The organism is Kitasatospora sp. NPDC042419, from assembly GCF_056437345.1.
In genome coordinates this window covers 20,563-32,534 of the sequence record NZ_JBWKAW010000017.1, presented here as the reverse complement: position 1 = coordinate 32,534, position 11,972 = coordinate 20,563, and the positions used below count along the sequence as shown (strand labels likewise).

Sequence of the window (11,972 nt, the reverse complement as noted above, 5' to 3'; positions counted from 1 at the left end):
ACGGAGGGCCCGCGCCCGGGTGTCCGGGCGCGGGCCGGTCCACGGGACGCGGCCCGGCGCCGTACGCGCGGCGGGAGTTGCCGGACAAGCCCTAAGACACGCCCTAGCGGGCGATCCACGGGACGATGTCGCCGGCGCGCTCGCCGCCCACCAGCTGCCCGTTGCGGTCCGTGCGGACGTAGGCGCGCGCCAGCCAGCGGTCCCGGCCGTCCCACCGCGCGGTGAACGGGGTCCGCGCGTGCGTGGTCCGCAGGTTGTCGAGGACCAGCAGGTCGCCGGGGGTCAGGTGGACCGCCTCGGCCGCCCGCGGCAGGGCCGCGGTCAGCGCCTCGACGGCCGCCACGTCCGCGGGGTCCTCGGCCGACAGGAGCGGCCGGTCGAAGCAGAAGTACGGGTCGTCCTCGTCGCCGTAGAACAGCGCCACCCGGGCCACGTCGTGCTCGGCGTTCAGCTTCTCGTCGATCACCCGCGGCAGCACGCGGCCGAACAGGTGGCGCCGCACCTCCTCGCCGAGCAGCGGCAGCACCTTGCGGGCCGACGCGACCATGGTCGCGGCCTCGCCGTCGTGGTCGGCCCGGATGCAGCCGAGCATGATGTAGTTCGGCTGCCGGGCGTGCTCCGTCAGGTCCGAGTGGAAGGTGAGCGGGGTGTTCGAGCTCTCACCGGACATCGGGTGGGCCGTCGGCGTCGGGTACAGCTCGTGCAGCACCTCGCGGGCACGGCCGTTGCCGTAGCCGGTCTCGTAGCCGGTGTGCAGCCCGAGCCTGCGGCCGACGACGGCGACCATGGCCTCCATGGCGAGCAGCGGGCGGTCCGCCGGGGTGGGCGTGCTGGTGGGCGTGGGGGGCAGTTCCTCGTCCGGCTCCACCGGCAGGCCCCGCAGGAGCAGGTAGCCCTCGGTGGTGCTGGTGGCGTTGAACTCGTCCAGGTCCGCGGCCAGCTGGGCGGGCAGCTTCTCGGAGAGCTCCTTCGCGGCCTCCAGGAAGGCGTGGAGGTCCGCACGCGGCACCTGCGGGAGCGCCGCGACCAGGTCCAGCAGTTCGTCGCGGTACGGTGCGCAGTCGATGACCGCAGCTGTCATGGCGTCAACCTTCTTCTCTCGTCGGTGGGACGGACTGGGGTGGGAACGCGCCGGGGCCCTCAGAGCAGGCACGCGGCCAGGCTCCGGGCCTCGACGTTGACGTAGTAGCCGAGGCGCGTCACGCGGTTGAGCAGGCCGAGGCTCATCCACCGGTAGTTGGCCGGTGCCTCGACCTCGTGGTCCTCGGGCACCTCGATCACGAGGTGGGTGGTGTCCGCGCGGGAGAACCGGCCGCCGTCCTCCGACTGGACGGTCCTCATGCGGACCCAGGAGTCGGGCGGGTCGAGGTACCCGGCCAGCGGCGGCAGGTCCTGCGGCCCGCGGCTCGTCCCCGGTGCGAACTGGACCGAGGGCCCGAGCTCCATCCGGTCGGTCAGGCCCGGCTGGACCGTCGCCTGGAGCAGGAACTGCAGTACCCCGGCGCGGCGTTGGCAGACCAGGGCGACGACGGCCCCGGGAGCGGGTTCGAGCATCGGCTGCGACCAGGTGTCGACCTCCCGGCTGGTCGCCCGCACCGACGTGCCGATGATCTCGAAGTAGCGGCCGTCGCGGTGGCGGACGGAGTCCTCGTCGCACACCCACGCGTCCATGTCCCGCAGGCTGATCCGCCGGACGTCGAGGGAGAACCGCGACTTCTGGTCGACGAGCCACGTCATCGCGCGGGCGAGGTCGTCCGCGGAGCGCAGCGACCGGTGGGACTCGACGGTCCCGGCGTGGAAGCCCCCGGCGGGTCCGGCCCCCCGGGACCGGTCGTCCTCCTCCGCGGCGTAGGAGATTCCGGACAGGACGGTGCGGGCGTTCATGTTCACCCGGTTCCCGAGTGCGAGCTGCTCCCGCAGCTGCCCCAGCGTCATCCAGGTGAAGTCGGCCTGGACGGGCACGTGTTCGTCCGGCGGCACCTCGACGATCATGTTCCGGTTCCGCTTGTGCAGGTACCAGGAGGCGTGCTCGGAGAGGAGCTGGTCGAAGAGCACGCGGCGGCGCCCGCCCGCCAGGAAGTACTCCAGGTAGGGGGTCGGCCGGCCCCCGTGGACGCGCTGGTAGTTGCTCGGGGTCGCCTGGACGGTCGCCGCGTACTGGACGAAGGCGGTGTTCCCCGGCTCCATCTTCGCCTGCATCAGGAAGTGCGGCACGCCGTCGATCCGCTGGACGAGGATGCCGAGGATGCCGATCTCCGGCTGGACGATGATCGGCTGGCACCACTCCGGCTCGGGCCCGAAGTCCGTCCGCACGGACAGGCCCTCGACGGTGAAGAAGCGGCCCGACGAGTGGCGGAGCCGGTCGCCCAGCTCCCACTGCGGGAGCGCGGCCAGCGGCACCCGGCCCACCTCGTAGCACGCCGAGGTCTCGCGTTCCTTCAGGAAGGCGTCCGGGTCCAGGGTTTCCGGGGACCTCGACACCATCGCCGACGCCAAGAAGCCGTCGGCGTCACGCGCGGTGGTAGACATCCTGTTCCTCCTTCTCCGCACCGGGCGGGTGAGCCCGCCGGCCGCACCGGACCGACGGGTTCACGACCGGGCGAGCAGACTGCTCACCGCGGCTTCGCGGGCCATGAGTTCCACGCCGGCGCCCAGGCCGAGCGGCTCGAAGTCGATCAACGTCCGCAGCAGCGAGACGTCCGCCACCAGGCTGCCGACGTCGGTGATGGCCGTGGCGCCCCGGACGGTGGGGATCAGCGCGCCCGTCGCCGCCCCGACGGCGGCGACGACGTCGGCGACCGAACGCCCGGCTCCGCTCCCGACGTTGACGACCTGCGGCGGATCCGGGTGGCGGACCAGCAGGTCGACGGTCGCCCGGGCGAAGTCGTCGACGTGCAGGAAGTCCCTGACCTGCCGGCCGCCGCCGTGCAGGGTGAACGGCGTGCCCGTCAGGGCGCTCCAGAACGCCGCCGGGACGACCCCCTGGCCCCGGGACTGCGGCAGGAGGCGCCCGTAGACGTTGGCGCACCGCAGCACGCAGGTCCGCAGTCCGTGCACGCGGTGGTAGTAGTCCATGTACTGCTCGCCCACCAGCCGCGACATCCCGTACGGCGAGGTCGGCTCCAGGGCGTCCGACTCCCGCTTGGGCCGCTCCCCCGGGGCGTAGACGGCGCCGGCGGACGACAGGAACACCACCCGGGTGCCGGGGCTCTCGGCCCGGACCAGCTCGCAGACCGGGATGACGAGGGAGACCGTGCCGACCGCGTCGACCGCCGGCTCGGCGCCGGACGGGACCGGGAAGCGACCGCCGGCGGCGATCACGACGACGTCGACACCGCGGCGGAGGACGTCCGGCAGCCGCTCGACACCGTCGCCCAGCAGGACGCGGACGTCACCGGCTCCGGCTCCGGCTCCGGCACCGGCTCCGGCTCCGGCTCCGGCTCCGGTGGGAAGGTCCCGGAGCGAGAAGGGGTCGGACCGGCCGATGACGCTCACCTCGCCGCCGCGGCGCGCCGCCTCCAGGGCGAGCGCGCTCCCCAGGAAGCCGGCACCGATGACGGCGATCCTCGGGGCCGTCGGCGCCCCCCGTCCGGACTGGCCGCCGTTCATCGGGTCCGGCCCGCCAGCAGCTCCTCCAGCCGGGACACCACCGTGTCCTCGCCGGCAGCGGTGAGGGCGCGCGGGTCCACCTCCAGCCGGCCCAGGTGCATCTTGAAGTCGCGGAGGTAGACGGCCGGCGTGCCCGCCTTCATCTCCCGGGCCAGGGTCGGCGCGTCCCGACCGGCCGCCTCGGGGTCGATGTCCAGCAGGACGCGGTGGATGGCGCGCCCCGACTCGTCGCGGATCACGGTCGCGGAGAGGCCGGGGAGCACGTCCAGGCGCTCCGCGACCCTGCTCATCCGGGCGAACTGCTCCTCGGCCCGCTGCTCGGGCGTGGTCGCGGTGAACTCCCGCACCGCCTGGAGCAGTCCCAGGAGGTTCTCCTTGCCGACCTTCATCGGCCGGGCGATGCCCGAGTACTGCGCCCGGCAGGCCTCGACCAGGTCGGCCCGCCCGCAGACGAAACCGGCGGTCGGCCCGCCCAGGGCCTTGGGCCCGCTGAAGATCACCAGGTCGGCGCCGCTGGTCGCCCAGCGCTCCAGGTCCTCCTCGCCCGCGGCGTCGACGATCACGGGGATCCCGTGCTCGCGGCCGATCGCGAGCACGTCGTCGAGCGGGACCTGCCGGCGGTGGATCGCGTGGGTGTGGGAGGTCACGTACACCAGGGCCGCGGTCCGCTCCGAGACGGCCCCGAGGAGGTGGCCCGGCAGCGTCTCGTTGACGGTGCCCACCTCGACCGTCCGGCCGCCGCCGAGCGCGATCATCTGGCTGATCGGCGCCCCGCCGTAGCTGATGACGTGGCCCTTCTGCAGCACGACCTCGTCGGGCAGGCCGGCGGCGTCCGGCAGGCGCTGGACGCGCGCCGTGTCGGTGCCCGCGACGCAGGCGGCCACCGCGATCGCCATGCCGGCCGCCGCCCCGGTGATCGGGCAGGCGTCCTCGCTGCCGGTGGCCTTGGCGAGGAACTCCCCGGCCGCGCGCCAGAATTCGTCCATGTCGACGTGGAAGCGCGCGGCGTTGCCCATCGCCTCGATGACGCCCTCGCTGAGCGTGCAGCCGCCCAGCGGTGTCGAGTTGGCCTGGGCGCTCACGATGGGAGAGATCCCGAGGTCCCGGTAGTCCATGTTCTCGTTCCTTGTCCTCAGTGTGGAAGGGGCTGATCGGATCGGGAGACCCCTCACCCCGAGGCGAGTTCGGCGTCCAGCCAGGCGACGAAGCCGGCCAGGGTGGTCTCGTAGAGGCGCTCCGTGCGCCGGCCGGGCGCGGCGAGCTCGCCGGACACGACGCGTTCCATCGCGTCGGCCAGGCTGTGGGCGTCCGGCCGGGGCAGCGCGATCCCCAGGCCCTCCCGTTCGACGACCTCTCCGGAGGTGCCGAACCCGTCGATGATGCTGGGGATCCCGTGCAGCCAGCTGTCCCGGAGCCGCAGCCTGGTCGCGGTCTCGTTCTCCGCCCCGGGCCGCGTCACGCACACGTACGCCTTCGCCGCCTTCACGTACCGGTCGCGCCGGGACAGTGCCAGCGGCTCCGTGTTCAGCAGCACGCGGTCACCGAGCCCGAGTTCGCCGACCAGCTCGCGGACCCGCGCGATGGTGGCCCGGGTGTCGTCGATCGGCCGCGCGTACAGGAAGGCGGCGGTGGTGTCCACGCCGCGCTCGCGCAGCAGGTGCACCGCCTCCACCAGCATCAGCGGCTCGTAGAACGCCCACATGCCGCCGGTCCAGAGGAAGTCCGCCAGGTGCAGCGGCTCGGCGGCGTCGGCCACCCGGAGTCCGGCACTGCCGAAGCCGATCGGCACGGTGCTGATCAGGTGGTCCAGCGTCCTCGACCGGACGACGTCGGCCGGCCTGAGCCGGCCGAGCGCGCAGAGCGTCGTCATGAGCGCGGCCCGCTCCGACCGGGACCGGCACAGGAAGTGGTGGGTGACCTGCAGCTGGCGCTGGTAGGTGCTCAGGTACCGCTGGTACTCGCCGGTGGGGTCGTCGTGGGCCAGGAGCGAGGGGAAGTCCATGTGCTCGATCGGCGCACGGCACTCACCGACGATCAGTTTCCGGTGCGCGACGGCGAGTTCCAGCCGGTCCCGGTCGGCGGTGTCGAAGAACAGGACGGCCTTCGCCGCCACGACGGCCTTCTCGGCGTCCGGCCCCACCTCGACGAGTTCGGCCTCCCCCAGGTCGACGGCGTCCGTCGTGGGGGGTGCGATCACCTGCACCCGGAAGTGCCGGCTGAGGACCTGCGTGATCTCGGCGAGGCGCTGCCCAGCGCCCGCGATGGACGTCTCGGACATCGAGTACGAGCCGGCGTCGACGACGATCGGTTGTTCGGGCATTTCCAGCTCCAGCTCAGGGACCGCCGGGGCGGTCTCCGGTCTCGGACTTACAGGACGTCGGTGTAGTGGTGGGGCGGGCCGAACCGGTCGCGGACCCGCCGGCTCCCCTTGCCGTCCTGGCGGAGACCGGACCGCGCGTCGCGGAACTCCTCGGCCAGCGCCTCGACGGCCTCCTCCCGGCCACCGGTGAAGGTGAACTCGGCCAGGCCCAGCCTGAGCACCGGTCCGGGCACGCCCGGCAGGTCGACCTGGACGTTCAGCCGGATGCCGTTCTCGTACATCGCCCGGGAGAACCCGTCGGTCCGCTCCGCGTCCCCGATCCGCACCCAGACCTGGTGGGTGCCGGTGGCGTGGCCGTCCGCGTCCCGGACGACGTCGAAGCCGTCGGCGGTCAACAGGTCGGCGAACCGCCGCGCGTTGGCGACGACCTGCGCCGCGTAGTCCGCGCCGAAGTGGGCGAACTCCGCGGCGGCCAGCCCCAGGGCGAGCGTCTCCGCGAAGTGGTGGCTGCTCAGCAGCTTGAACTGGGCGTCGCGGAGCCGGTCGCGGAGCTGCGCGTCCCGGGTGAACAGGACGCCCTTGTGGGGCCCGGGGAAGGTCTTGTGGGTGGACCCGCCCATGGTGTCGGCGCCGAGGTCGAGCGGGTTCGCCAGCACGCCGCCCAGCACCAGGCCGAGGGTGTGGCTGCAGTCCACGTGCAGGCGCGTCCGCGGGGACACCGCCCTGATCACCTCGGCGACCGGCTCAACCCGGAGCTCGTGCCGGCTGTTCTGGAGGTCCAGGTACACGAGGTCCGGCGCCGACTCGCGGAGCACCCGCTCCAGCGCGCCCTCGTCGACCACGCCGTGCTCCGCCGGGACGGTGGCCGCGGCGAAGCCGAGCCGCCGGGCCAGGTCGGAGGTCGCGTAGTGGCCGCCGGACGCCGTGTCGACGGACACCACCGTTCCGCCGGGCTCGCCGCCCAGTCCCGCCATGGCGATCGTCATGGCCGACATCCCGGAGATGGGCCGGACGTTCACGTAGGGGGCGCGGCAGAGCCGGGAGAGGCTCTCCGTCGTCAGCTCCGTCTCGACCTCGGCGACCGCCTGGCCGCCGCGGAACTGCCAGAAGCCCGGCTCCAGCGCGTCGTTGAAGAAGTAGCGGTTGTAGAAGTCACCGCCGAGCGGCAGCTGCGCCAGCGGCGACATCCGGTTCTCGCTCGGCACGAGGTTGACGGCGTCACCGGCGTCCGCCTCGTGCCGGCGGAACGCGTCGACGACCTCACGGAGCTTCGAGATGTCGGGCACTTCCACTTCCTCCTGGTCGTCTGTCCGGTCCCCGGTCGGGTGCGGCACGGTCGTTCCACCGGGCGTCACGACAGGCGGGGCGGACGGCTGTAGAGCGCTCTGACGAGGTACCGCCGAGCGTCCGGGGCGTCCTGGTAGGCGGTGCGGCCGTGGGAGATCCAGTCGTTGCGGAACATCAGGAGCTCGCCCGGGGCCAGCGTCACGTGCGTGGCGTAGCGCGGGTCCCGGGTGGCCTCCCGGAGGAACTCCAGCCCGCGGTCCAGGTCGGCGGCGGCGCCCGCCGCCCGGTTCCACACGCAGGTGTCGTTGTCCGTGAAGCGGCTGATGACGCCGCCGTCCGGCTGCACCGCGAAGACCGGCCCGGCCGTGCTCGCGTCGACGCCCGGGAGCGTGGCCCTGCGTTCGAGGGCGTCGGGCGCCGTCAGCGCGGCCGCCGCCGCGGGATCGGCCGCGCGGAGGCGGTCGAACGCGGCCACGGCGTTGAAGACCAGGGTGTCGCCGCCCGTGTGCGCCGAGCGCACGCAGTAGAGGATCGTGGTGCGCAGCGCGCCGATCTGCTCCAGCAGCCCGTCCACGTGCCACGACTGGCCCTCGGTGGTGCTGAAGCCGGGGTGGGCGTCGTTCGAGTCCTTCCGGATGCTGCGGTAGGGGTTCGCGTACTGTCCGGCGTTCTCGTGGCGGTAGAGGATCGGCGTGACCGGTTCGCCCAGGTCGAACGTGCCCGCCACGTCCTTCAGCACGGTCTCCGGGCTCTCGATCCGGTCGCCCGTCGCGAGGACGCCGAAGCCGTTCGCCTCCAGGTCGCCGAGCAGCGCGGCGGAGGCGTCGGGTGCGCCGTGGTCGATCCTCCGGCCGACGGTCGGCGCGTCATAGCGTGCGTGGAACAGTTTCAATGCCCTTCCCCTACTCCCGTAAGGCCCGCCGCGTGCGAACCGGCGGTTCCGTGATCCGTCCCGCGCTCCGGGCCCGCGAAGACCCGGCACAACCGCTCCTCCAGGTGTGCCACGTACCGCTCGACCGAGAAGTCGGCGGCCCGTTCCGCGGCCCGCGCCCCGAGGGCGGCCGCCAGTCCCGGGTCGCCGAGCAGCCGGAGCAGGGCCGCCGACAGGTCGGCGTCCCGCTCGTACCCGACCCGGAGGGCGTCGCGCCCGTGCTCGACGATCTCGCCCGGTCCCCCGGTGTCGCCCGCGACCAGCGGCCGGCCCAGGGACATCGCCTCCAGGAGGACGATGCCGAACGGCTCGTTCCGCGCGGTGTGCGCGAACACGTCCATCGCGTGCATCCACGGCAGGACGTCCCGCTGCTCGCCGGCGAACACCACGTGCCCGGCCAGCCCGAGGTCCCGCACCAGCGCCGCCAGTTCGTCCGCGTACCCCGGGCTGGCGCTCTGCCGCCCGCCGACCACCACGGCCGTCAGGTCCGGGTGCGCCTCCAGCACCCTCGGCAGGGCCTTCAGGAAGGTGTGCACCCCCTTCGAGCGCTGGAGCCGCGCGACCGTCCCGACGACGGGCCCGGCGGCCGGCAGCCCGAGTTCCGCGCGGACCGCCGCGCGCGGCACGGCGAGCTGCTCCCGCGCCGCCGCGAGGTCGGTCCCCGGGTGGACCACCTCGACCGGAACCGCCCCGGACAGCGGCCTCTGCGCCCGGGCGATCGCCTCCGACGACGCGAACACCGCGGCGGCCGGCAGGCCGGCCACGAACACGTCGCGCTCGTTCCCCTGGCTCGGGATGTGGTGCTGGAACAGGACCGCCGGAAGGCCCAGCTCCCGGGCGAGGGCGCTGCCCTGCGGGTGCGCCACGTCGATCCAGCTGAGCACGCCGGCCGCGTCGTCGACGCCGGCCCGGCGCAGCAGGTCGGACAACCGCCCCTCGGCGGCCGCCGAGGGCACCGGCTCCGCGGCCTCCGCGGTCTCCTCGGCGACGAGGACCCGCGCTCCGAGCTCCCGCAGCTCGCCGACGAGCGGGCCGTCCTCCAGCGTCACGACCGTCCACCGCAGCCTCGACCCGAAGGCGACGAACTGGCGCATCATGGTCTCCGCGCCCCCGGAGAGCGGGGCCCGCGGTATGACGGCGATGCCGTGCAGCCTCCCGCCCGCCATCAGGCCAGCGCCCCTGCCACGGCCTCGACCTGTTCCGGCATCACCGTGAGGTAGTGGACGCCGAGTTCCTCCCGCAGCACCGCCACCCGGTCGCGGACGAACCCGGGGTCGCCGGCCAGCACGTACGGCGAGGCCAGCACCTGCTCGACGGCCGTCCCCGTCCGTTCGGCGAGCCGCAGGACGCCCGGGTCCTCCTCGGGCCGGGCGCCGACCGCGGCCAGGGTGACGTGCAGGGAGAACCGCGGGCACGGCCGTCCGGCGGCCCGGGCGTGCGACGCCACGACCGCGGCGGACCGCCGGAGGTCCTCGACGCCGGTGGCGACCTTGCGCTTCAGGTTCGCCTGGTACGAGCCGCCCGGCAGTTCCAGCGCCGCGGTCAGGCCCCAGTCGAAGTCGACCACGTCGGCGTACGTCCCGCCCAGCCGCAGCACGCCCGGGCTCGCGCCGCCGACCGCCAGCAACGGCGGCGCGGACAGCTGCGGGGAGAGCGGCAGCGCCTCGGCCGTCACGAACCGGCCCCCGACCGTCGCGGTGCCCCGGTCGAACAGCCGGCGCACGACGTCCAGGGACTCCTCCAGCGCCTGCATCCGGTCCGCGCCGTGCAGCGGCCGGCGGCCGATCGCGGCCAGCTCCTCGTCCTGCCAGCCGGCGCCCATGCCGAGGACGACCCGCTCGGGGCCGAACAGGTCGGCCAGCTGCGCGGCGCTGCGCCCGGTCAGACCCGGGTGCACCAGCTGGGAGTTGGCCATCAGGACGCCCAGGAGCAGGCGGTCCGAGGCCATGCCGAAGGCGGCGAGCAGCACGTACGGGTCGAACTGCGGCAGCGCCGGGCCCTGCGGCCGGTGCAGGAAGAGGTGGTCGCCCGCGACCACACCGGCGACGCCGGCGTCCTCGTAGCGCCGGGCCCGCTCGGCGACCTCCTGCGCCGGACCCGGGCGCGCCGTGGTCAGGAGTGCGATCGTCACAGCGCGGCCATCCAACCGTCACCGGCCAGGCAGTCGAGGCCGATCCGCTTCGCGGTCGCCACGGCCTCCGTCAGCGTGTTGACGATGGGCTCGCCCGCCTGGTTGAAGGAGGTGCAGACGACGGCCTCGGCGTCCCAGACGGTGCCGGCGCACTCCAGCAGGGCCCGGTAGCCGTTGTCCTCGGCCACCACCTGCGGCCGCGAGGTGTCGTCCGCGTGCACCACGGCGGTGAAGGCGCCGCGCCGCTCGTCCCGGACCACCGCGGCCATCGCCATGTAGGCGGAGGGCGTCCCGAGGAAGGAGCGGTCGAACTCCGCCGCCGTCATGGACGGCGCCAGCGGTCGCCAGGTCTCGCGGCCCTTGCGGACGTTGACGACGTCCCGGATCTCCTCCGGCCCGGGCTTCGCGATGATGCAGCGCCGGCCCAGGGCCCGGGGACCCAGCTCCATCCGGTCGGCGACCCAGCCGCAGAGCGCCCCCGCGTCGAGGCGCGCCACCAGCGGCTCCGGGCCGCACTCGACCACGTCGAGGCCGAGTCCGCGCAGCGTCGCCACGGCGTCGGCGGCGGCCACCGGCCGGCCGAGCCCCGCCCCGGCGGGCACGACACAGTCCGCCGGCTTGTCGGCGGCCGCGACGGCGGCCCCGAGGCAGACGCCCGCGTCGTTCGCGGCGGGCGGCACGAAGAGGGTGATGCCGCGCCGTGCGCAGACCTCCGCCAGCCTGCCGTTGTTGGTGCAGTTGAGCGCGACCCCGCCGGAGAGCACCAGGTAGGTCGTCGACGCGGGCAGCTCCTCGATGTAGGCGCACACCCGCTCGTACATCACGTCCTGCCCGGCCCGGGCGACGTCGGCGCGGTTGTTGAAGGACATCCGCAGGCCGTCGAAGGTCCGCTCGTAGGCGAGGCGGTGGCCGCGCTTGATCCGCGCGGCGGCGTCCACCTCCGCGGAGGCCTGCGCCCGGGGGAGCTCCCCGCCGAAGCGGTCGTCCACGAGGGCCGGCGGCAGCTGCTCCAGCACGCCCTGCCGGCCGTACCCGGCCAGGCCCATGGTCTTGCCCTCGTGGCCCCAGCCGAATCCGACGAAGCGGGACACGCCCTCGTAGTAGAGCCCCAGCGAGGACTCCAGGCCGAGGTGCCACACGCGGGTGAGTCCGCCCCCGGTGACGTGGAACATCGCGCCGGCCGTGGACTCCCCGCAGGCGTCCATGACGAGCGCCGCGCCCGGCCCTCCCCGCAGGTGCTCCGGGACGAACGCCAGCGCCGTCCACGCGTGCGCGACGTGGTGGTCCACGTACTCGATGCGCACGTCCGGGCGGAAGCCCAGCCCGGTGCCCGCCAGGATGCCCCGGACGGCGGCCTCGGCGTCGGCCGCCGACATCCCCATCTTCAGGGGGTTCCAGGCGAGCGCGACCGTCTCGACCGCCCCCGCGGGCACGCCTCCGATCTCCAGCACCTCGCGGACCGCCAGGACCGGGGTGTCGCCGGCCGCCCGCTTCCGCCGGGACAGGCGCTCCTCCTCGACGGCCGCGAGGACCGCACCGTCGCGCAGCAGGGCGGCCCCCGGGTCGTGGCCGTGTCCCGGAAGTCCGTTGATGCCGAGCACTACGCTCATGTCTGCTCCCTGTTCTGTCTGCGTACGGCTTCCATCCGCGTACGACGCCGCGCCGTACGACGCCGCGCGTCGGGGCGCGGCAGG

At 74.1% G+C, this 11,972-nt stretch carries 10 protein-coding genes; all 10 read right to left on the bottom strand.

Annotated elements, in window-relative coordinates:
- Positions 1–103 precede the first annotated feature (103 nt).
- The 10 genes from AC067J_RS27450 to AC067J_RS27405 all read right to left on the bottom strand — a co-directional run bounded on the left by AC067J_RS27450 (position 104) and on the right by AC067J_RS27405 (position 11,888).
- Entirely contained in the window at positions 104–1,081 is a 978-nt protein-coding gene (locus tag AC067J_RS27450; protein WP_478303543.1) for a TauD/TfdA family dioxygenase, read from the bottom strand.
- A gap of 59 nt (positions 1,082–1,140) precedes the next feature.
- Positions 1,141–2,529, bottom strand: coding sequence for an NDP-hexose 2,3-dehydratase family protein (locus AC067J_RS27445; protein WP_478303542.1), 1,389 nt, complete (start codon positions 2,527–2,529; stop codon positions 1,141–1,143).
- A 60-nt stretch (positions 2,530–2,589) separates the two neighbouring features.
- Entirely contained in the window at positions 2,590–3,609 is a 1,020-nt protein-coding gene (locus tag AC067J_RS27440) for an NAD-dependent epimerase/dehydratase family protein (RefSeq protein WP_478303540.1), read from the bottom strand.
- Positions 3,606–4,724, bottom strand: coding sequence for a PLP-dependent aminotransferase family protein (locus AC067J_RS27435; protein ID WP_478303538.1), 1,119 nt, complete (start codon positions 4,722–4,724; stop codon positions 3,606–3,608). The genes AC067J_RS27440 and AC067J_RS27435 overlap by 4 nt, the downstream gene beginning before the upstream one ends.
- A 53-nt stretch (positions 4,725–4,777) precedes the next feature.
- Positions 4,778–5,929, bottom strand: coding sequence for a glycosyltransferase family protein (locus AC067J_RS27430; protein WP_478303536.1), 1,152 nt, complete (start codon positions 5,927–5,929; stop codon positions 4,778–4,780).
- 47 nt (positions 5,930–5,976) lie between these two features.
- Positions 5,977–7,215, bottom strand: coding sequence for a PLP-dependent aminotransferase family protein (locus AC067J_RS27425; protein ID WP_478303534.1), 1,239 nt, complete (start codon positions 7,213–7,215; stop codon positions 5,977–5,979).
- 65 nt (positions 7,216–7,280) lie between these two features.
- Positions 7,281–8,108, bottom strand: coding sequence for a TauD/TfdA family dioxygenase (locus AC067J_RS27420; protein WP_478303532.1), 828 nt, complete (start codon positions 8,106–8,108; stop codon positions 7,281–7,283).
- Positions 8,105–9,313 carry a glycosyltransferase family 4 protein gene (locus AC067J_RS27415; protein ID WP_478303530.1) on the bottom strand — a complete coding sequence of 403 codons (1,209 nt, stop codon included), beginning with the start codon at positions 9,311–9,313 and terminating at the stop codon, positions 8,105–8,107. The genes AC067J_RS27420 and AC067J_RS27415 overlap by 4 nt, the downstream gene beginning before the upstream one ends.
- Positions 9,313–10,278 (bottom strand): LLM class flavin-dependent oxidoreductase, encoded by a 966-nt coding sequence (locus AC067J_RS27410; RefSeq protein ID WP_478303528.1) that lies wholly within the window; start codon positions 10,276–10,278, stop codon positions 9,313–9,315. Before AC067J_RS27410 ends, AC067J_RS27415 begins: the two co-directional genes overlap by 1 nt.
- Entirely contained in the window at positions 10,275–11,888 is a 1,614-nt protein-coding gene (locus tag AC067J_RS27405; protein ID WP_478303526.1) for a carbamoyltransferase C-terminal domain-containing protein, read from the bottom strand. The genes AC067J_RS27410 and AC067J_RS27405 overlap by 4 nt, the downstream gene beginning before the upstream one ends.
- Positions 11,889–11,972 lie beyond the last annotated feature (84 nt).

Coding starts and splice junctions, on each gene's coding strand:
- AC067J_RS27415 (WP_478303530.1), bottom strand. CDS start 9,313: ATGGCGGGCGGGAGGCTGCACGGCATCGCCGTCATACCGCGGGCCCCG.
- AC067J_RS27430 (WP_478303536.1), bottom strand. CDS start 5,929: ATGCCCGAACAACCGATCGTCGTCGACGCCGGCTCGTACTCGATGTCC.
- AC067J_RS27450 (WP_478303543.1), bottom strand. CDS start 1,081: ATGACAGCTGCGGTCATCGACTGCGCACCGTACCGCGACGAACTGCTG.
- AC067J_RS27405 (WP_478303526.1), bottom strand. CDS start 11,888: ATGAGCGTAGTGCTCGGCATCAACGGACTTCCGGGACACGGCCACGAC.
- AC067J_RS27435 (WP_478303538.1), bottom strand. CDS start 4,724: ATGGACTACCGGGACCTCGGGATCTCTCCCATCGTGAGCGCCCAGGCC.
- AC067J_RS27440 (WP_478303540.1), bottom strand. CDS start 3,609: ATGAACGGCGGCCAGTCCGGACGGGGGGCGCCGACGGCCCCGAGGATC.
- AC067J_RS27445 (WP_478303542.1), bottom strand. CDS start 2,529: ATGTCTACCACCGCGCGTGACGCCGACGGCTTCTTGGCGTCGGCGATG.